This is a genomic window from Corallococcus sp. bb12-1 (assembly GCF_026626765.1).
GTDB classification, from domain to species: domain Bacteria; phylum Myxococcota; class Myxococcia; order Myxococcales; family Myxococcaceae; genus Corallococcus; species Corallococcus terminator.
Window position 1 is genome coordinate 290,118 of record NZ_JAPNJZ010000018.1, and the last position, 22,314, is coordinate 312,431.

Consider the following 22,314-nt stretch of genomic DNA (forward strand, 5'->3'; position numbering starts at 1 on the left):
CGGAGCCCGGCGAAGGCAAGCCACCGGGCCCCGAACACCTACCAGTTCCGGACGTACTCCGTGTAGCCACGGAAGGCGACGGCGCCCCAGAAGTTCACCAACACGCCAAGCGCCAGCACGGCCAGCACCGCGCGGTTGCGCAGGGACCAGCCTCCCACGGCGAAGAGCAACAACAGGTACGGGGTGTAGTCCAGGCTGAACCGGAAGCCGAACTGCATGTAACCGGTGTTCTGGTAGAAGAGGCCGGGCAGCGCGCACACCGCCACGGTCAGCCACAAGGGCCAGTGCAGCCGGGGACGCGTGCGGGGCACCAGCAGGAACACCAGCAGGGGCAGCGTGAGCAGCAGCGACAGCCCATGCGGGTCGTACGACAACCGGGGTGGAGACAGCGACACCTGGGGCAGCTTGAAGAAGGCGGCCTGGAGGTTGCGCGACAGGTATTCGATGTTGAAGAGCCCGAAGCGGTCGATGTCTACGTTCACCCGGTTGTTGAACAGGTACGAGTGGCCGAACTCGCCCAACTTGCCGAAGCGGTAGACGTTGTACGCGGCGGCGAGCACGGCCAGGGGCGCGGCCCCCAGACCGAAGAACACGAGCTTGCGGAGCGCGGGCTTCCACGTGGTGGGCAGCGCCTTGAGTTGGGCCAGCCGGTCCGGTCCCGGGCAGAGCGCCTCCAGGACGAAGAAGAGGCCCGCGAAGAAGAGCGGCGTGCGGGTGAGCACCGCCATGGAGAAGAAGAGGCCGGCGAGCAGGGGGCGTCGGGCCCGCACCGCATTGCGTACGTACAGGCACGTGAGCGCCACGCCCATCACCTGCGCGCTGAACCAGACCTCGCCCCGGATGGCGCAGTAGAAGAACAGCGTGCCGAAGGCGAGCACGAGCGACAGCAGCACATTGTCATCGCGGTTGCGCTCCGTCTCCCCTTCCTGCGCGAGGAAGCGCAGCAGCGAATAGAAGAGGGCCACCGCGAGCGCCCCCACGAAGACACCGAAGGACGTGTCGTTGAACTGGTAGCCGTGCAGCGCGACGAAGGGGAGCATCACCACCGCGGGGAACGACGGGAAGCTGACGAACCAGCGATCGTCCCGGAGCGGGCGGCCCTCGCACCGCACCTTCTGCCCATCCACCAGCCGCACGCAGGCCCAGTCCTCCAGGTTGGGCAACACCTGCGGATCCACGTCCAGCCGCCCGTCCAGCCAGGACTGGGCCTGGTAGATGAAGTGCGGCGCGGCGCTCTGCCGGAGGAAGCGTTGCGAGCTGAAGCTGGACAGCACCGCGAACGCCACCAGGAACAGCACCACCTCCACCCGGTAGGCCGACAGCCACAGGCGCACCGCGCTCCGCACCGGATGCCCCCCCTTCGCGGCCGGGGCCGGGGTGGCGTCAGCGGTCCGCTCTGGCGTGACCGGGGAGGGCTGCTCGGGAGGAGCGGAGGCCACGGGAGACTCCAGGTCCAACGCGGATCCAGCGGGAGGGGTCTGGGGGGCCGGAGACGGCGCCTCCGGAGCGGAAGGACGGGGACGCTTTGATTTGGAACGACTCATGGCGACACGGGGGAGGCGAGCAGGTGCAACCTCAACATTTCCAGCAAGTGGGATGCGGCGAACAGACGCACCCGGTCCCGGTCACCCGCGAGCGACACGCGCTCGCAGCGGGACTCGAAGCCGGGCCCGGCCAGTGCGCAGTAGACGGTGCCCACCGGATCCTCGGGCGTCCCGCCTCCAGGACCGGCGTAGCCCGTCACCGACAGGCCGAAGGTCGCGCCGCAGGCGGTGCGAACCCCCTCGGCCATCGCGAGGGCCGTCTGCCGGGACACCGCGCTGTGCTGTCGCAGGACTTCGGGTGGAACGCCCACCCAGGCGGACTTCATCTTCTCCGTGTAGACGACCGCGCCCCCCACGAACACCTGGCTGGCGCCCGGAACGGCCGTGAGGTCCTGCGCGATGAGGCCGCCCGTGCAGCTCTCCGCCACCGCCAGCGTGTGGCCCGCGCGCGAAAGCAGTTCCAGGAGGACCGGGGCGTACTCGCTGGTGTCCGCGCCGTACACGTGCGTGCCCAGCACCACGCGACATGCGGCTTCCGCGGCGGCGAGCGCGGCGTCCGCCTCCGCCTGGGTGGGCGCTTCGGCCATCAGCTTCAGGTGGTTCTCGGGCGCGTGCGTGCGGAAGCCGAACACCACCCGGGGATGGCTCGGGGCCAGGGGCATCACCTGCTGGTTCAACACCGATTCGGGCAGGCGCACCGTGCGCAGCAGGCGGAAGGCCCGGAAGGTGCGGTGGGCTTCGGTGGCGAGCTGGCTCCGGACGCGCGGCAGCACCTCTCCGTCCACCAGCGCTCGGTATTCACGCGGGACGCCCGGCAGGAAGAACAGCTGCGCGCGGCCGAGCTTCTGGATGACCAGCGGCGCCGAGCCCTGGGGGTTTCGCACCGGTTCGGCGCCCGCGGGGATCCGCGCCATGCGCAGGGCTCCCGGGTTGATGGCCATGCCTCGCGCGGCGTACCGCTCCTGAAGCCAGCCCAGCACCCTCGCGTCTTCTTCCAGGGGCACGCCGGCCGCCGCGGCGGCGCACTCCAGCGTGAAGTCGTCCGCCGTGGGACCCAGCCCCCCGGAGACGATGACCACGTCCGCGCGTGCCGAGGCCTCCAGCAGCGCGCCCGTGATGTCCGGGCGCACGTCACCGACCACCGTCACCCGTTCGACCTTCACGCCCAGGTCGAAGAGGCGGCCTTCCAGATAGGTGCTGTTGGTGTCCGTGATGAGGCCGGTGACGAGCTCGTCACCGGTGCACAGCAGCTCGACGCGCATGGGCCGGGCATCCTAGCGGTCCGGGGCCGGGAGGGCACGGTCCACGTCCGCCTTCCCCTGCTCGGACGCTCAGAGGAACGCGGGGCCGTCGTCGGTGGCGTTCGGCTCGGAGTCCTCGTCGTCGTCCTCGTCGAGCCCGGTCGCCACGGCCACCGCCGCGACGGAACCCGCGCCGACCTTGCGCGACGCCAGCCGGCTGCGCACCGAGACCGCGGACTCCACCAGCCCCATCACCAGGTACGCGAAGAAGTACGTCACCAGCACCCAGGCCGGATGGAACTGACGGGCAATGAACCCACCCGTGAGCGCCAGCACCAGGAAGACGAGCCCCGTCTTCAGACCGGGCCGCGCGTCCTTGAACGTGCGGTAGCGCACCGTGGACACCATCAGCAGCGACAAGGCGCCCACCGCCACCGCCACCGGCATGCGGGCCCCGTCACCGAGCGCCTCGCCCTCCGAGGCCACGTGGTGGGAGATGATGAGGGAGACGAGCACGCCCGCGGCCAGCGGGATGGGCAGGCCCACGAAGAAGCCTCCACCACCGCCGTGCGGGTTGCGCATGGCGAGCACGTTGAAGCGCGCCAGCCGCATGGCGCCGCACGCCATGAACGCGAAGGAGATGAACAGGCCCCAGAAGCCCATGGGCGCCAACGCCCACTTGTAGACGAGCAGCGCCGGCGCGACCCCGAAGGACATGACGTCCGCCAGGCTGTCGAGCTGCATGCCGAAGTCGCTCTGCGTCTTCGTCAGCCGGGCCACCCGTCCGTCGAACCCGTCGAAGAACATGGCGAAGAGGATGGCCAGGGCCGCCTGGTACAGCTGCACCGGCTCCGCTTCCCCCGAACACAGGGTGATGGCGTAAAAGCCACAGAAGATGGAGGTGACGGTGAAGAGGTTCGGGAGCACGAACATCAGTTTCCGTAGCTTCATCGTTCCCTCGACTTCCCCTGGTGGTCGGCTGCCCATGCGGCAGAAACGGCGAGGGAACGGACCTTAGCAGGGTTTTATTCGCGCCGGAGTCGGTCCCCGGTCGCATGGAGGAGAAATGCCGTACGGGCAGTGGGCCCTGTGGGCGTTGGAGGCAGCGGTCGTCCTGCTGCTCGTGAACATCCTGTGGGTCCTGTTGGTCCGGCGCTGGTACCGCCTGCGAGGCCCCCTGCCAGAGATGCTGCGGGTGCGCTGCGCCGACGGATGGGAGCTGGCCGTGCACGCCCGGCGGGCGCCCGTCCGCCGCTTCGCCGAGCCGGTGCTGCTGTGCCACGGGCTGGCGGCCAACCGCTACACCTTCGACTTCGAGCCCCCCTACTCCGTGGCCCACTACCTCACCGAAGCCGGCTTCGACTGCTTCAGCGTGGAGTGGCGCGGCACCGGGCACTCGCGCCGTCCGCCCCGGGGCCGGCGGCCCACGGACTTCACCATCGACGACCACATCACCCAGGACGGGCCCGCCCTCCTGGAGCTGGCGCTGAAGGAGACGGACGCGAAGCAGGCCTTCTGGCTCGGCCATTCGCTGGGCGGACTGGTGGGCTACGGCGTGGCCCAGGGCGCCGAGGGGAAGAAGATCGCGGGCCTGCTGGAGCTGGGGGCGCCGGTGCATCTCAAGTCAGCGCCCTTCCTGCGCGCGCTCATCTCGCTCGGCGTGCGCGCTGCGTGGCCGGGGAGCATCCGGCAGGCGTGGATGAGCGCCAGCGTCGCGCCCTTCCTGGGCTACCTCGCCCTGCCCCTGTCGGACATCGTGGTGAACCCCCGGCACATCTCGCCGCGCGTCCTGCGGCAGTTGTCCGTCAACATGATGGCGGCGATGAGCCGCAAGGTGCTGCTCCAGTTCCAGGACTGGATTGCCCACGACGTGTTCCGCTCCTACGACCGCAAGACGGACTGGCGCGCGGGCATCGCGAAGCTCCAGCAGCCCGTGCTCGTGATGGGAGGCAGCGCGGACCGGCTGGCCACCACAGCCAACGTGGAGGCGCAGTACGCCCTGCTCACGTCGCCCGACCGCACCCTGCACGTCTTCGGGCGGGACCGCGGCGACAAGATGGACTACGGCCACGGCGACCTCATCTTCGGCACCGGCGCGCCAACGGAGGTCTATCCCGTCATCCGCGAGTGGCTGGAGAAGCGCGCCACGCCCCTGTCCCCCGAACCCGCGCCACCCCAGGGGTGAGGCAGGGACTCAGGGAGGCCGGGTTCCCGCTTCCACCTGGACACAGGACGCGTCCAGGCCGCGCGTGGAGCTTGCGTCAATCCGCGTGAGCCGGACGCGCGTCTGGCCCTCGCAGTCGGCGGACACCAGCGGGCTCCGGGCGTCCTTCACGGTGAGGCCTTCCACCCGAAGCTGTCCCTCTTCGATTGCCAGCAGCACGGACTCTCCGGCGCCGTGGGATTCGATGTCCCGGGCCTCCACGGTGGCCTTCGCGTCCACCGACAATGCCGCGAGTCCGCACGACAGGAGCCGAGCGCCGCGAAGCGACACCCGGGCCCGCTGCGCCGCCAGTACGCAGGTGCCCTTCGCGCCCTGGACGGTGACGGCTTCCACGTCCGCCTCCACCTGGCGCAGGTGGAGCCCGTCCCCCGCGATGCCGTCCGCCGTGCTCACACCGAGGATGCGTCCGTCGCGCAGGCGCAAGCGCCCCTGCACCGCCACCACGCCGTACTCCCGCGAGCCCTCCAGCCGGAAGCGCCGGACCTCCAGGTCCGAGTTCGTGAACTGCAGTGCGCCGTAGGTGCCCGCGTCCTTCACGACCACGTCCTCCAGCAGGCCGGTCGTCGTCGTGAGCCCCAGGCCGGCTCGCGTGGCGTGCTCCGAGGTGAAACCCCGCACCGACACCCGGGCCCCGTTCGTCGTCAGGCCGTACTCGTGTCCCTGGACCCGCACGTCCACCAGCTTCAGCGTGCCGTCCACCGACAGGAACGCCGGCCCCGCGCCTTCCGACACCCCTGCCCGCTCCACCTCCGCCACGCCGCCTTCCTGGCTCAGCGCCATCCGGGGTCCCTGGAAGCACACGCCCTCCAACCGGACCGTGGCCCCACCCCGAAGTCGCACCCCCCGGTCGTAGGGCCCCATGAACACGCTGTCCCGGAGGACCAGGGTGGGCGCGGGGATATCCCCGCTCCGGGCCTCCACGAGCACGCCCACCGCGACCGGGGGAATGGGCGGGGTGGCGGGCTGAACGGAGGGACCCGGACGTGGGTGTTGGACCGACATGGCGGAGGGGCCCAGGGGGGAGCACGCGGTGCCCTCCTGTTCCCGGGTGGCCCCCTCGGCTTCGAACCGCAGGCCCCGTCCTTCGAGGCGCCCGGCGCGCACCCGGACCGCACCCTGCGACTGTCCCCGGAACACGACGTTCACGCCGCTCACCGCTCCCGCGACCTCCAGGCCCCAGCCGCCCCCTTCCACCGCCAGGGACTCCAGGGAGGCCTCGGCTCCGGTCTCCACCACGCCCGGACCCGGGTGCGGCGGGGCCGTCAGCACCGTGGAGGGACCCTCGCCCACGAGCCGGGTGCCCCCCGGGAGCCGGAAGGGGCCTTCGTGGCGGCCGGCGGCCAGGTGCACGTGGAGGGGGCCGGGACGGGTCAGGGCCTCGGCGAGGGAGCGCAGGGGGCGCTCCCGGGTGCCGTCGCCTCCCGCCGCCACGGACGCGTCCACCCAGAGCTCGCCCGGGGCCATCGGCTTCAGCGCCGGCTTCGAGCAGGCACACACCAGGACCAGGAACCAGGGCAGGAGTCGGGATGGCACGCGGGCAGGCACTCTAGCCCCTCGACGGCGCCCTGCTGGAACTGGATCAGGACCCGTTGCCAAGTGATCGATTTTCCAAAGACTTTCATCCGCAATCGATCATCACGCGATCATTCCCCCTTTCTGACGAAGAGGGGGTGTGAGGATGTATCAAAAGATGCGATCCTCCCTCTCTCTACCGGGTGTGTTTTCCGAAGCCCAGTTTTCATCCGGAGGCCGGATTTCCGGCCTCGGAGCGGGTGGCGCATTGACAGTCGAAACCTCGATTTGTTACCTCCGCCATCCGCTCGTTCAACGCCAGACAACGCAAGAGGGAGGGGTGTCATGACCAAGGCAGAGCTCGTGGAGGTGGTGGCTGCGCAGTCGAGGCTCACGAAGAAGTCCGCCGCCCAGATCCTCGACATCGTCTTCAACAACATCGGCAAGGCGGTGAAGAAGGACACGCGCTTCAGCTACCCGGGGTTCGGCACCTGGTCGCTGCGCTCGCGCAAGGCGCGGAAGATCCGCAACCCGCAGACCAACGAGATGATGAAGCTCAAGGCGTCGAAGACGGTCGGCTTCCGGCCCGCCAAGGAGCTGAAGAACTCGCTGTAGTCGGGCAGCAAAAGCAGGACCGTCCCCCTCAGGGGCGCGAACCCGTCGCACTCGGGTGACGCCCCTGGGACGTGAGGGCGGGAGCTTCCGGCAGTTGCCGGGCCACGGGCCGCTCCTCCTGGGGAGCTTCCGGGGAGCTTTCGGGCGTGACGAGCGCCTCCAGCGGGTCCAGGGAGCTGCCGTCGTGCCAGAGCTCGAAGTGGACGTGGACACCGGTCGCCAGGCCCGTGTCCCCCGCGAGCCCGACCGCATCCCCGCTCGCCAGCACCTCACCGGTCGTCACCAGCACCTGGGACAGGTGGCTGTAGCGGGTGACCCACTGGCCGTCGTGCTGCACCTCCACCTGCTGGCCATGGTCGCCGTTCCAGCCGGCCCGGAGGACGACGCCCCTTTGCGCGACGCTGACGACCTGGCCCCGGCGGGCCGCGAGGTCCACGCCCAGGTGGCGGCGGAGCTGGCCGGTGATGGGGTGCCAGCGCTCGCCGTAGAGGCTGGTGATGGTGACCGGCTCCACGGGCCAGGCGAGGCGCGGGGGGCCGGAGGGTTCGGGCGGGTGCTCCCAGCGGCGCAGCGTGGACGCGCGCACGATGAGGCGGCCCACGCGCAGCACCACGGCTTCCGCGAGCGGACCGGGCATGTCGCCGTAGAGGCGCGCGTCCTGCTCCAGTTCGGCCTCCATGACGCCCCGGGCGCGCGTCAGGTCGCGGCTGTCCGTGTGCTCCACGGGGCGGGACAGGAAGGCGTCCAGGGCCGCGTTCATCTCCGCCCAGTTCCGCGCCTGTTCTGAGGGCATCACGGCGCCGCGCTGGACCTTCTCGCGGTAGGCGCGGGCCTTGTCCGTGAAGGACGTGAGCGCGGCGTCGAGTTCGGCGGAACGTTCGGGGGCCAGCGGGCCCCGGGCGTGTTCCGGCTCGTGCGGGAGGAAGGGCGAGGATTCGCTGAAGGAGGCACCGTTGCCCGAGGTCGCGTACAGCTCCTCAAAGCTCATCTTCTCCGCTCGCGGCGTCGCGCAAGCAGAGAGGGCCAGCAGGGCGAGGACGGCGGGTCGGCGCACGGCTCGGCGAGCCTACCATGCACCGGCCACGGCACCTGTTTCAGGCAGGCGGATCATCCGCGTGGGTGGGGACCGGTGCGTGCGGTCCGCACCCGGTACGGGGCGGTCGAGGTCCACCCGGGGACTGACGGGAGAGGACCTCACGGGTCGCGTGGCCCCGCGAGGGGGTCCTGAAGTCCCAGGCGAGTGTCCGCTGGCGCGCTTCAAGCTCCCCTGCCCCGCTGTCAGCTGGCGAAGGCGTTCCGGATTCGCGCCAGGGCGTCGTCGATGTCCGCCGTGGACACGTCCAGGTGGCACACGAGGCGGATGGAGTGGGGGCCCGTGGGGTTGGCCAGGACGCCCTGCTTCAGGAGCAGCGCGGACGCCTCCGCCGCGGGCCTCACGAGGTCCGCGAACACCATGTTCGTCTCCACCCTCGACAGGTCCACTGTCACTCCCGGGACCTGGGAGAGCCCCTGCGCCAGCCGACGCGCATTGGCGTGGTCCTCGGCCAGTCGCTCCACGTGGTGCTCCAGCGCGTACAGCGCCGCCGCCGCGAGGATGCCTGCCTGCCGCATGCCTCCGCCCAGCCGCTTGCGCAGCCGCCGCGCCTCGCGGATGACGTCCGCCCTTCCCGCCAGCGCCGAGCCCACCGGCGCCCCCAGCCCCTTCGAGAAACACACCGACGTGGAGTCCGTCAGCGACGCCCACGCGGACGCGGGCTTCCCCGCCGCCACCTCCGCGTTGAACAGCCGCGCTCCGTCCAGGTGCACCGCGAGCCCCGCCTTGCGCCCCGCCTCCACCACCGCCCGGAAGCGCTCCACCGGCCACACCGTGCCGCCGCCCCGGTTGTGCGTGTTCTCCAGCGACAAGAGGCGCGTGCGCGGGTTGTGGATGTTGTCCTCGCGCACCGCCGCCGTCACCGTCTGTGGCGTCAGCAGGCCCCGCTCTCCCGGCAGCGCCGCCGGCTGCACGCCCCAGAGCGCCGGCACTGCGCCGCCCTCGTAGTGCAGGATGTGGCTGCCCTCTTCCGTGAGCACCTCGTCGCCCGTGCGGCAGTGCGCGCCGATGGCGATCTGATTCGCCTGCGTGCCCGTGGGGACGAAGACGGCGGCCTCCAACCCGAGCCGCTCGGCCACCCGCTCCTCCAGCCGGCGCACCGTGGGGTCCTCGCCGTATACGTCGTCCCCCACCTCCGCGTCGGCGATGAGGCGCCGCATGGCGGGCGTGGGCTTCGTCACGGTGTCGGAGCGGAAGTCGATGGGCTTCATGGTTCTCCTCGCTTCAAGAAAAGGGGGGCCGTCCTGCGCGCTTGGGCCGGGCCTTCCCCTGACATACAACGCCCGCGTGGCCCGGCGAGAGACAGTGGCGGAGAAGCGGCAGCGCGCGGTGGCGATCCTGGACGGTCTGGAGGCGGCCATGCCGGACGCCCGCATCGAGCTGGACTACCGCACCCCGCTGGAATTGCTGGTCGCCGTCATCCTGTCCGCCCAGTGCACCGACAAGCGCGTCAACCTGGTGACCCCTGCCCTGTTCGCCCGCTTCCCCGACGCGGCCGCGTACGCTGGCGTGGAGGCCACCGACGTGGAGCCCTTCATCCGCACCTGCGGGCTCTACCGCGCGAAGGCCAGGAACATCGTCGCCACGGCGCGCACGCTCGTCGCCGAGCACTCAGGACAGGTGCCCCTGGTGCGCGACACGTTGGCGCAATTGCCGGGCGTGGGCCTCAAGACCGCGGGCGTGGTGTGCATCCACCTGGGCGGCGACGCGGCCTTCCCCGTGGACACGCACGTGAAGCGGCTGGCGTACCGGATGGGCCTCACGACCCACGAGGATCCCGACAAAGTTGAGAAGGACCTGCAAGCACTGCTGCCCCGGGAGCGGTGGACCCTGGGGCATCAGCTGCTCGTGTGGCATGGGCGGCGCACGTGCTTCGCGCGCTCGCCGGATTGCGGCTCCTGCACGGTGGCGGCGCGCTGCCCGAAGAAGGGCGTGGCCGCCTCCGCGAAGGCCTAAGCGGACGCCGGGGCGCCCTGGTCGCGCGACGCCTTGTGCTTCAGCATCCGCTTGCGGATGAGCCCGCGCTTGAGCGAGGAGACGTGGTCCACGAAGACGGTGCCGTCCAGGTGGTCCGCCTCGTGCTGCACGGCGATGGCCAGCAGACCGTCACAGCGCAGCGTCTGCTCCTGGCCGTCCTCGTCCAGGTAGCGCACCGTGGCGACGGCGGCGCGGTCCACGTCCTCGGCCTCGCCGGGGATGGACAGGCAGCCTTCCGTGTAGGTCGTCTCCCCTTCGAGCGAGACGAACTCCGGGTTGATCATCGCCAGGGGCTTCATGTCCGGCTGCTGCGGCCGGGTGTCCAGGACGATGATGCGCTGGAGCACGCCCACCTGCGGGGCGGCGAGGCCCACGCCTTCGGCGGCGTACATCGTCTCGAACATGTCCTTCACCAACGCGCGGACCTTGTCGTCCACCTTCACCACGGGCCGGGCCTTCTGCTTCAGGATGGGGTCGGGCCAGATGAGAATCTCGCGAACCATGGGGGACTCTTAACCCCACCGGACCGCGCCGGGCAACCGTCCCCAGGGGGCGTCAGTCGAGCAGATTACGTGCGTACTCGCCCCGCAGCCGGTCATCCCCGAGCGCCCGGGCGGCCTCCGTCAGCACCGCGCGAATCTGCTGGGCGCGGTGTTGGAGCGCGGGGTCCGGGTGGCCCGCGAAACGCAGGGGGTGGAACTCGGCCGCCAGGAGGGCATACGCCCGCTTGACCTCCTCGCTGCCGGCCGAACGCGCGAGCCCCAGCACCGTGAAGTAGTCCGCCTCCTGGATCTCCTCGAACTTGGCCTCCAGGCGGTGCACATCCAGCTCCGGGGGCAGGTCCCCCATGGCGTCGTCCGTCGGAGGGTGCAGCACGATGAGGCCCAGCGTCCTGGCCACGGCGAGCGTCTTGAGCGCCCCGTCCTGGGGCAGCCCCGCGCTCAGGAGCAGCATCTCCAGCGTGCGCTCTCCGTCCACGCCCTGGAGGAGCTGGAGTTCGCGCCCGGAGAGCCCGAAGTCCGCCGGGGCCATGTGCGCATCGCCCCGCGACACGTGGGCGCGCAGCGAGCCCGCCGCGTCCAGCAGCGACTCCGCGGTGAGGGTGTTGCGCAGGCCTTCGACCAGCAGGTGCAGCGGTGGGCGGGTGGCGGCGGCGAGCGCGACCTCGTGGGGCGCGGGCTCCTGCACCAGCCGGTACAACGTGGAGGGTTCCGCGAGCGCGTCCAGGAAGACCTGTTCGGTGTAGCGCTGCACCAGCGGGACGGATTCGGCTTCGCGCACGTAGCCGCGACCGCGCAGGGCCTCCAGGAGCGTGCCCGTGGTGGCGCTGCGCACCAACCGCAGCTCGGCTTCCTGGCGCGCGTCGATGAGCCCATCCGCGCGGGCCCGGTCGATGAGGGATTCGCCCTGCGCCGAGGACGCGGCGCCCACCAGCGTGCCGTCGCGCAGCCACAGCACGCGAAGGGCGTTCATCACCTTGAGTTCCAGGCGCACTTCCATGCGCGCGTCGCACAGGCGCAGCACGAGGCGCGCGAGCCCCTCCTGCGTGAGGCTGCCACTGCGCGCCACCGCCATCTCCGGGCGGCCCGGCGATTCAAGCGGGATGAGCGCGGCACGGGCCTGCGCCACGGCGTCCTCCGCGTCCCGCTGCGCGCGGGCCTCCAACTGTTCGCGCTCGCGGTCGGTCTGGAGGCGCTGTTCGACGGCGTCCGCTTCCAGCTTCACGCGGGCTTCGCGCTCGCGGGTGAGCTCCTCGCGGAGTTGTTCGAGCTGGGCCTTGAGGGTGTCGCGGGCCTGGGTGAGCGCGGCGGACTCCGACTGGAGGCGGGCTTCCGCTTCGGCGCGCGTCTGGGTTTCGGTGGCGAGGCGGGATTCCGCGACGGTGCGGGCCTGGGACTCGCTCTCGATGCGCGTCTCGATGTCCTTGCGCGTCCGGGCCTCGGATTCGAGGCGGACCTCCAACACGGTGCGGTGACGGCCTTCGGCCGTGGCCTTCGCGGTGGCTTCGGTGGCCTTCTGTTCGGCCTGGAGGGCCCGGGCCTCCATGTCCTTCAGGGCCTGTTCGGCCTGGGCCACGCGGGCCTGCGCTTCAGCCTGGGCCCGCGCGAGTTCCTCCGCGCGGCTGGTCGCATCGGTCTGGGCGTGGGTGGACTGCTCGGCGCGGGACTCCGCCTGGACCAGTGACTGCGTGAGCTGATCCGCTCGGGCCTGCGCTTCGGCCTGGGCCTTCGTGAGCTGCTCGATGCGGGCCTCGGCTTCGGACCTTGCACTCGTGAGCTGCTCGATGCGGGTCTCGGCTTCGGTCCCTGCCTTCGTCAGTTGCTCGATGCGGGTCTCGGCTTCGGCCCTTGCCTGCTGATGCTGAGCGGATTGGGATTCCGCCTGGGCCTTCGCCCGCGCGAGTTGTTCGGCGCCGGCTTGCTCGACTTCGAGGGCCCGCGCTTCGGCGCGCTTCACGGTCTCCGACAGCTCGTTCACTCGCGCTTCGGACTGGAGCAGTGCTTCGGCGGAACGCTCCGCCTTCGCTTCGGCCTGTTTCAGGGCGCGCGTCTGTTGCTCCGCGCGGGCTTCCGCCTGGACCAGGGCCTCGGCGGGTTGGGCGGCCTTCGCCTCGGCCCGCTGTCGCGCCTGCTTGAGCTGCTCCATCCGGGCGTTGGCCTGGCCCAGGGTCTCCGCGAACTGCGCTTCGGTCCGCTTGTGGAGCTCCTCGGACTGTTCCGCCCGGGCGTGGGCCTGGGTCAGCGCTTCCTCGGCCTGCGCGGCCCGCGCTTCCGCGTCCGCCAGGGCCTCTCCCGACTTCGCGACGGTGGCTTCGAGTTGCTGCCGGGCCGCTTCGGCCAGTTCCGCCCGGGCTTCGGCACTGGCTCGGGACTCCTCGGCCTGCGTGGCCCGGCCTTCCGCCTGCGCCAGCGCCTGGGCGGACTGCCGGGTCTTCGCTTCGCCCTGCAACAGCACCTGCGCCAGTTGCTGGGCCCGCGCTTCCAACTGCGCCTGCGTCTGGGCGGACTGCTTCGCTTTCGCTTCGGCCTGCGCCAGGGCCTGCTCGGCCTGCTGGATGCGGCCTTCCGCCTGGGCCAGCGCCTGGGCGGTCTGCTTCGCCTTCGCTTCGGACTGGGACAGTGACTGGCCCAGTTGGTGCGCTCGCACCTCCACCAGCGACAGCGCCTGCACGGAGTGCTTCACCTTCGCTTCAGCGGCGACCCTCGCCTTCGCTTCCGTGTCGGCCCGGGCTTCGGCCTCGGAACGCCGGGCCTCCAGGTCCGCTCGGAGCGCGGCGTCCTTGCCGTCACGGGTCTCAATTTCGTGACGGGCGTCGGCTTCGGTCTCCGCTCGCCGACGGGCTTCCTCGCGGGCCGTGGCTTCGGCCTCCGCCCGGGCTTCCGCGACGAGGCGCGCTTCGGCCTCGGCTTCGGCACGGGCTTCCGCGGCGATTCGCGCTTCGGTCTCGGCTTCCGCTCGGGCTTCCGCGTCGGTGCGGGCCGCCTGTTCCAGTTCGGCGTGGGCTTCGGCCTCCGCGCGGGCCTGGGTCTCCTGGAGTGCGAGGCGTTCGGCCTCCTCGCGCGCCTGGACCTCCGTGGCGATGCGCTTCTCGAGCTCGGCGAGTTCGAGCCGCGCCATCTCCGCGAGCGCCTCGGCTTCGCGGCGGGCACGCTCTTCCGCATCCGCTCGCGATTCGGCGTCCACCCGACCACCGGCTTCGGACGCGAGCCGGGCTTCCACCTCCGCCAGGGCCTGCGTCGCGGACACCGCTCGGACTTCTGAATCCGCGTGGGCCGCCGAGGCCTGCTTCAGCAGGGACTCAGCGCGAGCACGGGCGTGGACCTCCGCTTCGGCGCGCACCTCCACGGAGCTGCGGGCCTCGACCTCCGCGTCCGCTTCGAGCCGGGCGTCCTCGCGCGCCCGCGCTTCGCTCTCGACGCGCTCCTCCAACTCGATGCGAAGCGTCTGCTCCGCTTCGGCCAGGGACTCCGCGTCCGCCGCACGGGCCTCCGCCTCCTGGATGAGGGCGTACGCCTGCGCGAGTTCTTCGCGCAGCGATTCGAGTTCGACTTCCAACTCCGAGTCCGACTGGGACTCATCCTTCGAACCGGCAGCCTGCTTCGCGCTGGCTTGCGATTTCGAATCAGGCTCGGCCCCAGCGCCCTGATTCAGCGCGGCCTGCGACTTCGAGCCCGCATCGCCCTGCTTCGACCCGGACGCATCCTTCGGACCCGCATCCGCATCGGAGTCCGGATTCAGCCGGGACTGCGACTTCGAATCGGACTCCGCGGCCTTCGCTGCGGGAACGACAGGCTCCTGGCTCGCAGGACGCGCCCTGTTCGACCAGAGGAGCCCTCCCTGCTTCGGGGTCGATGAAACCGGGACCGTGCGACTCGCATCCCATCCACCCGCACGGGACGCGGTGCCGCTCTCCGGCGCCGCAACGTCCGACACCGCTTCGGAGGTCGCCTTGCCCGACTTCGTTTCGCCGCCCGGGCGCGCGACGTCACCACTCGCCGCTTCGCGCGTCCCTGCCTTGTCATCCGAAGGTGACTTCGCGGCGTCCCGCGACTCCGGCTCCGACCACGAGAGGGGCCTGGCACCCTCCCCGGTCTTCGCGTCCTCATCCACCGTCTCTGAATCGAACCAGTCCGCGCCCACCGGATTCACCGGCGCGGCGGTCGCCCGGGACTCCTCCGCGACTTCGTCGTCGGCCTCCCCACCCGCCCCCTGCTCCCGAGCCTCCGCGGACGCCTTGAGTTCCGCCTCCAGCACGTCCCAGTTCGACAGGCCCGCGGCGGCCAGCTCCTCCTCCGTCGGATCCGCTGCCGCATCGTCGCCGTCAGCCTCCCCGCTCGGATCCGCTGCCGCGTCGTCGTCGCCCGACGCATTGGATGCCCCGGCCGCGGCGGCCCGTTCTTCCTTCGCCACGTCGTCCGCGACACCGCCGAAGTCCGTCTCGTCGAACGCATCCGCCGAAGAAGACCCACCGGCCGAAGCCGTGCGGCGCGCTTCCAGTTCGGGATCCGGTGCCAGCTCCGTCCAGGCCAGCGGCGCCGCGCCCTCTCGCGCGGAGCGCTTCCCCTCCGTCGCCGCATCCGGGGCGTCGTCCGAATCGACGTTGAAGAAGTCCTCGTCCCCCAGCCTTGGCGCGGGCTTCACCGGCCGCAGCCCCGGCGGAGTGAGATGCTCCTCACGGAACGCGAGCTTCCCCGCCGGAAGCCCTTCCTCCGACTCCTGCTCCCGGGACAAGCGCTCCGCGTCCGCCCGCAGCTCCGCGTCGAAATCCTCCGTGACCGCCAGCGGATCCGCCTCCACCGACTTCACGTCCGCGCGCGGCACCACCTCGTTCGGGAACGGGAAGCGCAGCGTTGAACGCTCCTGCAGGGTCCGTCCTTCGGGCGCCGGAGGAAACGCCGCCGTCGCATCCGCTCGCGGGGCATCCCATGCCTGTCCGGAGTCCGCGTCCGACTCACCCTCGCCCTCGCCCCACGCCTCCCCGGTGTCCGCCCCCGACGACCCGTCCTCCCAGGCCGACGACGCGCCAGACGACGACGTCCCCACCGAGAGCGCCGAGTCGATGGACGCCATCGCCTCCGCTTCCACCTCCAGGTGCGCCTGCTCCAGCGCGGCGTTCATCGCCAGGTGCGTGCTGTGCTCGCGCTGCTTGTGGACGACGTGCGCGCTGCGCTCCTCGCGCGTCATCGCCGCCACTTCCCAGTCCGTCTGGTTCAGCGGCGCCAGGTCCCCGAACAGCGCGTTGGCCAGCGCCGGGTCTCCGCCCACCGCGTGCGCCGTCGTCGCATGCCACTTCTCGTCCGAACCGGGCCCGCTTCCGCGCGCGGGCTCCGCCAGCGTCCGGTTCTCCACCACGCGCCAGCCATCCGCCTCCGCCGGAGCGCGGATCAACGTGTCCACCAACGTCACGAAGCTGGGGCCGTCCAGGGGCAGCGGCGCCACCGGAGCGCTGAAGCCTTCGATGGCTTCACTCAAGAGCAGCACCCGCGCCTTGTGGCCCTCCGGATGTTGGACCAGTTCCTCCAGCACCACGCGCCCGCGCCCGCTCTCCACTCCGGGGGCGAGCACGATGAGTTCCGGCAGGTGGTGCCCGAAGGCGATGAGCGCGTCCGCGGCGGAAGTGGCGAGGATGACCTCGTGGCCTTCGCGGGACAGCAATCGCCGTACGGCGGCGATGGTGGCGATGTCGTCGTGTACGAGGAGGACCGAGGCGCCCATGGGGGGGCGGACACTCTACATCATGGCCCCGGGATCCACGTCGATGACGACCCTCACGCCAGACGGCACATCCGCCAGGGCCGCTTCCAACCGGGCGAGCAATGGGGCAAGCGCCGCATGCGTCGGCGCCTTCAGGAGGAGCTGCCAGCGCGTCTTGCCCCGGATTCGGGCGATGGGCGCCAGGGCCGGCCCCAGCAGGCGCACCCCCGCCGAGGCCGGCGGCATGTGCCGACCCACCAGGTTTCCCAGGAAGCGGGCCACGCCCGCCGTCTGCTCGGGGTGCTCCCCTTCCAGCCGGACGGCCGCCATGCGCGCGAAGGGCGGGTAGGCCAGCGCCTTGCGCCACTCCAGCTCCTGCTTCGCGAACCCGTCGAAGTCGTGCGCCAGCATCCGCTTCACCGGCTCCGCGTCCGGGTTGTAGGTCTGCACCAACACCCTGCCCGGGTCCTTGCCGCGCCCCGCCCGCCCCGCCACCTGGGTCAACAGGTGGAAGGTGCGCTCGGAGGCGCGGAAGTCGGGAATCGCCAGCGACGTGTCCGCCATCACCACGCACACCAGCGTCACGCCCGGGAAGTCGTGCCCCTTGGCCACCATCTGCGTGCCCACCAGCACGTCGATTTCCCGCCGGGCGAACGACGCCAACAGCTCCGTCAGCCGCTCCGCGCTCGTGGCCGAGTCCCGGTCCAACCGCGCCACGCGCGCACCCGGGAGTCTTTCGGAGACCTCCGCTTCCACGCGCTCGGTGCCAATGCCCAGCTTGAGCAGCGGGCCCGTGCACTCCCGGCAACTGTTGGGCACCGGGAACGCCACGCCGCAGTAGTGGCACACCACCCGGTTCTGGGACTGGTGGTGCGTCATGCACACGTCGCAGTCGTGGCACTTGAGTGACAGGCCGCACACCTCGCACAAAAGGATGGTGCTGTGGCCCCGGCGGTTGAGGAACAGGATGACCTGTTGCCCCTTGGCCACCGTCTCCTCCATCGCCTGGAGCATCTGCGGGCTCAGGATGGGCGCCTCTTCCGTCACCTGCCCCTCGCGCGGACGCTCCACGCGCAGGTCCACCAGGCTGATGGTGGGCATGGGCCGGTCATCCACGCGGCTCTTCAGCTCCAGCAACTTGTAGCGACCCGCGCGCGCGTTCTGGAGCGTCTCCAGCGCGGGCGTGGCCGAACCCAGCACCACCACCGCGCCGGCCTGCTTGCCGCGCACCACCGCGAGGTCGCGCGCCTGATAGCGCAGCTTCTCGTCCTGCTTGAAGGACGGGTCGTGCTCCTCGTCCACGACGATGAGCCCCAGGTCCTCCACCGGCGCGAACACCGCCGAGCGAACACCGACAGCGATCTTCACCGTGCCCTTGCGCAGGGCCTGCCAGTGGAACAGCCGCTCCCGGTCCTTCAACCCCGAGTGCAGCACCGCCACGTCCCCACCGAAGCGGCTGCGGAAGCGCCCCACGAGCTGCGGCGTCAACGCAATCTCCGGCACCAGCACGAGGCTGCCCTTGCCCTGCGACAGCGCGTGCTCCACCGCGCGCAGGTACACCTCCGTCTTGCCGCTGCCGGTGACGCCGTGCAGGAGGTACGGCTGGAAGCCCCCGGTGTCCACCGCGCCCTGGAGCTCGCGCACCGCCACGTCCTGCTCCGGGGTGAGCCGGTCCGGACGGCCCTGGACAAGGCCCTCGCGCACGCCGGGCTCCAGCACCACCTCCACCAGCCTCACCATCCCGCGCGCCGCCAGCTTCTTGAGCGTCTCGCGCGCACCGGGGATGGCGTGCGCCACCTCCTCCAGTTGCGCGCGTCCGCCCACCGCCAGCAGGTACTGGAGCGCGGCGGCCTGCGCGGGGGCCCGGTTGAGCTGCGGCGGGACCTCCGTGACGACCGCCTCCGCGAAGTGCTGCACGTCCGCCTTCGCCGCCTTCTCATCCACCGCGGTGGAGAGGCCCGGCGGCAGCGCGCCCCGGATGACCTCGCCCAGCGGGTGGCGGTAGTGCTCGGCCGCGAAGCGCAGGAGCGCGATGAGGTCCTTGGGCAGGGACGGCGAATCCTCCAGCACGCGCTGGATGGGCTTGAGCCGGACGCCGCCCTCCACGGGCGCGTTCGCGGGCCCCAGGTAGAAGCCCAGCGCCATGCCGCGTCCGAAGGGCACGAGCACGCGCTGACCCGGGGCCAGGTTGCCGGCGAGCGCTTCGGGGACCAGGTAGGTGAACTCCCCGCGCACGGGGCGGCCGACGGCGACGGACGCAAGGAGGGCGGGGGTGGCGCTCACGACGGGGCGCACTGTAGCGGCGCGCTCCCCCAACGACAGTTCCCTTCCCACATCCGTACGGCGCGTCCGCAGCGGGATGGAACCGCGAGAGGAAACCTCCCCGTCCGTCCCCGGAACACCGCCCAGCGCGAAGTTCTCCTGTTCCATGTGCCGCCCTCTTGCCGCCCGACTCCCCCACCCCGCCCGTCCTGCACCCGGGATCCACTGTGCCCGGGGCGTCTGACATGCCCCTTGATTTCGTCCGGAAAGCGAAGGGCCCCTTCCACACCCCGGAGGCGTGCGGAAGAGGCCCTGTCACTGCTTTCAAACGACGCGGAGGAAGGGGACGTGCGTGCGGACTAGCGGCCGGTGGCCTTCTTGAATGACGGGCGGCTGCTCACGCGCTCCCACCAGGCCATCACGTTCTTGTACTCGCCGAGGACCGCCTGCTCGCCCACGGCGATGACGTAGTCCACGTACGGGGCCCAGGTGACCTCCGCGAGCGTGAAGTCGTTGCCCGCGAGGAAGGGCTGCTTCGCCAGCACCGCGTTGATGACCTCCAGGGGCTTCTTCATGCCCTCGCGGCCCTTGGCGATGTTGGCCTCGTCGTTGGTGCCCCGGAAGCGCTCCATCACGACCTTCATCGCCGCGGGGGAGAAGTAGGAGCTCTCCACGCTCATGTACTGCTCCATGAGCGCGTAGGCCTTGGCATCCGTCGGGGTCAGCGACGTGCCCGGCAGGGTGCGGTCCAGGTAGCGGATGATGGCGCGCGACTCGTACATCTGGAAGCCGTCGTCCGTCTCCAGCACGGGCACCACACCAAAGGGCTGACGCGCGATGTGCTCGGGCGTCTTCTGCTCGCCCTTCGTCAGCTCGATGTTGGTGAACTCGACCTCGCGGTTCTTCTCCGCCAGGACCATCATGACCTTGCGGCTACACGTGCTCATCAGGTTGCCGTAGACCTTCATGTGAATCGCCTCCGCGCCAGGAGCCGGGTTCATCCCGGCCTTGGAATGGGCGGGACTCTCACCGCGAGCCCCGCCCACCGCAAGCGATTCAGAAGGTGACGCGCTACGGCGTGAAGAGCTTGTCCGACACCGCGGAGCGGTTGTCCGCCTTGAGCGCCGTGAAGCGCACCACGCGCTGGCCGGCGCGCCAGACCTCCACCGTGCGCGGCATCCAGTCCCCCGTGGCCGGCGCCGTGTAGTCCACGAAGCGCACGTCCCATGCGGTGCCGGCGGTGTCGGTGTAGCGCACGCGCGCGGCCCGGAAGGCGTCCTTGTAGACCCAGAACTGGGGCTTGCCCTCGGCGGGGTCTCCCAGCACGTACGCCACATCCCCGCCGAAGCGCGCCAGCGAGGTGCGCTTCGTGTCGATGCCCAGCCCCTGGAGGTACGCCTCCAGGGCCAGCTTGGTGTCCTGCACGCTGCCCGCGTCCTGCGCGAGGATGGCGCACACCTGCGCGACGAGCACGGAGACGGCGGGCAGTTCCTTGCCCTCCACGCGCTTCCTGCCGGAGACCTGCACCGTCGCGGCCTTGTTGCTGCTTTCGGGTGAGCTGACGTCGAAGCGGCAGCGGCCCGGAATCTTCACCGACAGCACGCCGTCGCCCTGGAGATCCGGGCGTTCGGTGGGGACGTTGAGGACGGCGCCCGCCTCCGGCACCGCGGTGGAGGAGAAGATGACGGAGCCTTCCACGCGGAAGGCGGACAGCCGCTTCTCCTCACGCGCATTGGCCATGCGCCGGAGGATGGAGCCGCCGGGCAGCACATAGGCACCGGCGGTGAGGGAGGCGAGGACCACGGACACTGCGATGAAACGCTTCACGGCTTCTCCGTCTTGACGACCTCGCGCATGTACTCCAGGAGTCCTCCGCGCAGGTCGGGGCGCTTGAGCGCATAGGCGATGTTCGCCTTCAGGTAACCCACCTTGTCGCCGGCGTCGTAGCGCTGCCCCTGGAACTTGTAGCCCAGCAGACCTTCGGTCTTCTGGAGGGTGGCCAGGCCGTCCGTGAGCTGGATCTCCCCGCCCACGCCGGTGGTCTGCTTCTCCAGGATGGGGAAGATGGACGGCGGCAGCACGTAGCGGCCAATCACGGCCAGGTTCGACGGCGCGGTGCCCTTCTTGGGCTTCTCCACCACGTGGTCGATTTGAATGACGCCGTTGCCCAGGTCCTTGCCCGCGGCGATGCCGTACATGTGCGTCTCGCTGTCGGGCACCTCCATGAGCGCGATGACGGCCTTCTGGTGCTGCTGGTAGACGCGCGCGAGCTGCCCGATGCCGGGCTCCTCCGCGTCGATGATGTCGTCGCCCAGCAGGACGCCGAAGGGCTCGTTGCCGATGACGCTCTTGGCGCACAGCACCGCGTGGCCCAGGCCCAGCGGCTCCTTCTGGCGGACGCTGATGATGCGCACAAGGTTCGCGATGGCGCGCAGCTTGTCGGCCTCCGCCGTCTTGCCGCGCGCGCGCATGGTGGTTTCCAGCTCGAAGCCGATGTCGAAGTGATCCTCGATGGAGGACTTGCCCCGGCCGTTGATGACGACGACATCCTCGATGCCGGCGGCGACAGCCTCCTCCACGATGTACTGGAGGGTGGGCGTGTCGACGATGGGCAACATCTCCTTGGGCACGGCTTTCGTCGCCGGCAGGAAACGGGTGCCCAGGCCAGCGGCGGGGATGACGCACTTGCGGATGAGCTTCGCTGCCTTCGTGTCGGAAGAGGACATGGGGCGGGGAATCTATTGGTGGCCCAGAACCCCAGCAAGCCGGATAGATTCCCGGGCGCCATGCCGCTCCGTGCCATCGTTGTCGCCCTGTCGTTGACGCTGTCCGTGATTCCCGCCGTCGTCCGGGCCGCTGAACCGGCGGAGGAGCTGCGCAACCTGGCCAACGCCCGGGCCCTGGGCATGGGCAGCGCCTTCCGGGCCACGGGGCTGGGTGCGGATGCACTCCAGGGCAATCCAGCGGCGATGGCGCTGTACCCGGCCTACCGCATCGAGGGGACGGGGGCGTACGACCCGCGCAACAAGCAGGGTTTCCTGGGCATCAGCATGGCGGACTCCAGCAGTGGCCGGCTGGCGCTGGGGGTGGACTACCACTGGCTGAGCCTGGGGCGCGGGGGCAGCCGCACGTCGGCGAACCTGAGCACGCTGGGCGGCGCGATTCCCCTCAGCCAGTCGCTGCTCATCGGCATGTCGGGGCGCTACCTGCGGCTCAATGGTCAGTCGCGCTTCGCGAACTCCATCACGCTGGACGCGGGCCTGTTGGTGCGGCTGGGCGAACAGGTGACGGTGGGCGTGTCGGGGCACAACCTCATCGACACGGAGAACGTGGAGCTGACGCGCTACTACTCCGCGCACCTGGCCTACGTAGGGCAGGCGCTGGTGCTGGCGGCGGACATCCGCGGCGACTTCGAGACGCGCGACTCCACGGTGCTCACGTACAACGGCGGCGCGGAGTACATCCTGAACCAGGTGCTGCCGGTGCGCGTGGGCTACACGTACGACGGCTTCCAGAAGATTTCGCGGCTGACCGCGGGCCTGGGCTTCCTGTCGCCCGGTGGCGGTGGCGTGGACGTCGCGTACCAGCACGACCTGGGCGGTGTGAACGGGCGCCTGGTGGTGATGACCCTGCGGGTCTCGGTGAACTGAG

16 protein-coding genes are annotated in these 22,314 nt (G+C 70.7%); 4 read left to right on the forward strand and 12 right to left on the reverse strand.

Features of this window, described 5'->3' with window-relative positions; genetic code table 11:
- Nucleotides 1–38 precede the first annotated feature (38 nt).
- The 3 genes from OV208_RS21945 to pssA all read right to left on the reverse strand — a co-directional run bounded on the left by OV208_RS21945 (nucleotide 39) and on the right by pssA (nucleotide 3,736).
- The gene (locus OV208_RS21945; RefSeq protein WP_267575827.1) at nucleotides 39–1,544 is read right to left on the reverse strand and encodes a hypothetical protein; all 1,506 of its coding nucleotides are present in this window, start codon (nucleotides 1,542–1,544) and stop codon (nucleotides 39–41) included.
- Nucleotides 1,541–2,806 (reverse strand): CinA family nicotinamide mononucleotide deamidase-related protein, encoded by a 1,266-nt coding sequence (locus OV208_RS21950; RefSeq protein ID WP_267575828.1) that lies wholly within the window; start codon nucleotides 2,804–2,806, stop codon nucleotides 1,541–1,543. Before OV208_RS21950 ends, OV208_RS21945 begins: the two co-directional genes overlap by 4 nt.
- Nucleotides 2,807–2,875: 69 nt before the next feature.
- Entirely contained in the window at nucleotides 2,876–3,736 is an 861-nt protein-coding gene (pssA, locus tag OV208_RS21955; protein ID WP_267575829.1) for a CDP-diacylglycerol--serine O-phosphatidyltransferase, read from the reverse strand.
- Between the two features lie 115 nt (nucleotides 3,737–3,851).
- On the opposite strand from pssA, the gene OV208_RS21960 reads away from it, so the two are divergent.
- Complete coding sequence (locus tag OV208_RS21960) at nucleotides 3,852–4,970, forward strand: alpha/beta fold hydrolase (protein WP_267575830.1); 1,119 nt, start codon at nucleotides 3,852–3,854, stop codon at nucleotides 4,968–4,970.
- Nucleotides 4,971–4,979: 9 nt separating this feature from the next.
- Here OV208_RS21960 and OV208_RS21965 read toward each other — a convergent pair whose 3' ends face one another.
- On the reverse strand, nucleotides 4,980–6,542 hold the full coding sequence (locus OV208_RS21965) for a hypothetical protein (RefSeq protein ID WP_267575831.1): 1,563 nt from the start codon (nucleotides 6,540–6,542) through the stop codon (nucleotides 4,980–4,982).
- A 324-nt stretch (nucleotides 6,543–6,866) separates the two neighbouring features.
- Here OV208_RS21965 and OV208_RS21970 point away from each other — a divergent pair, with 324 nt between their 5' ends.
- Nucleotides 6,867–7,136 carry an HU family DNA-binding protein gene (locus OV208_RS21970; RefSeq protein WP_120535979.1) on the forward strand — a complete coding sequence of 90 codons (270 nt, stop codon included), beginning with the start codon at nucleotides 6,867–6,869 and terminating at the stop codon, nucleotides 7,134–7,136.
- A gap of 28 nt (nucleotides 7,137–7,164) precedes the next feature.
- Here the strand turns inward: OV208_RS21970 and OV208_RS21975 are convergent, their stop codons facing one another.
- Together OV208_RS21975 and ltaE are read right to left on the reverse strand one after the other, a co-directional pair.
- Entirely contained in the window at nucleotides 7,165–8,190 is a 1,026-nt protein-coding gene (locus OV208_RS21975) for a M23 family metallopeptidase (protein WP_267575832.1), read from the reverse strand.
- A 224-nt stretch (nucleotides 8,191–8,414) separates the two neighbouring features.
- A complete protein-coding gene (gene ltaE / locus OV208_RS21980) occupies nucleotides 8,415–9,440 on the reverse strand; it encodes a low-specificity L-threonine aldolase (protein WP_267575833.1) in 1,026 nt (341 codons plus the stop codon).
- On the opposite strand from ltaE, the gene nth reads away from it, so the two are divergent.
- On the forward strand, nucleotides 9,439–10,185 hold the full coding sequence (gene nth, locus OV208_RS21985) for an endonuclease III (protein WP_267575834.1): 747 nt from the start codon (nucleotides 9,439–9,441) through the stop codon (nucleotides 10,183–10,185). The genes ltaE and nth overlap by 2 nt on opposite strands.
- Here nth and def read toward each other — a convergent pair.
- The 6 genes from def to galU form a co-directional block, all read right to left on the reverse strand.
- Nucleotides 10,182–10,709 carry a peptide deformylase gene (gene def, locus OV208_RS21990; protein ID WP_120543475.1) on the reverse strand — a complete coding sequence of 176 codons (528 nt, stop codon included), beginning with the start codon at nucleotides 10,707–10,709 and terminating at the stop codon, nucleotides 10,182–10,184. The two genes, nth and def, sit on opposite strands and share 4 nt — an antisense overlap.
- A 52-nt stretch (nucleotides 10,710–10,761) precedes the next feature.
- Nucleotides 10,762–16,422, reverse strand: a complete 5,661-nt coding sequence (locus tag OV208_RS21995; protein ID WP_267575835.1) for a response regulator receiver protein — start codon at nucleotides 16,420–16,422, stop codon at nucleotides 10,762–10,764.
- Nucleotides 16,423–16,437: 15 nt separating this feature from the next.
- A complete protein-coding gene (gene priA / locus OV208_RS22000; RefSeq protein ID WP_267575836.1) occupies nucleotides 16,438–18,831 on the reverse strand; it encodes a replication restart helicase PriA in 2,394 nt (797 codons plus the stop codon).
- 191 nt (nucleotides 18,832–19,022) lie between these two features.
- Entirely contained in the window at nucleotides 19,023–19,631 is a 609-nt protein-coding gene (locus tag OV208_RS22005; RefSeq protein ID WP_267575837.1) for a glutathione S-transferase family protein, read from the reverse strand.
- Between the two features lie 103 nt (nucleotides 19,632–19,734).
- Nucleotides 19,735–20,490: a hypothetical protein gene (locus OV208_RS22010; protein WP_267575838.1), complete on the reverse strand. Its 756-nt coding sequence runs from the start codon at nucleotides 20,488–20,490 to the stop codon at nucleotides 19,735–19,737.
- Nucleotides 20,487–21,389 (reverse strand): UTP--glucose-1-phosphate uridylyltransferase GalU, encoded by a 903-nt coding sequence (gene galU / locus OV208_RS22015; RefSeq protein WP_267575839.1) that lies wholly within the window; start codon nucleotides 21,387–21,389, stop codon nucleotides 20,487–20,489. The genes OV208_RS22010 and galU overlap by 4 nt, the downstream gene beginning before the upstream one ends.
- A gap of 60 nt (nucleotides 21,390–21,449) precedes the next feature.
- Between galU and OV208_RS22020 the strand changes: the two genes are divergently transcribed.
- On the forward strand, nucleotides 21,450–22,313 hold the full coding sequence (locus OV208_RS22020; RefSeq protein ID WP_267575840.1) for a hypothetical protein: 864 nt from the start codon (nucleotides 21,450–21,452) through the stop codon (nucleotides 22,311–22,313).
- Nucleotide 22,314: the final 1 nt, after the last annotated feature.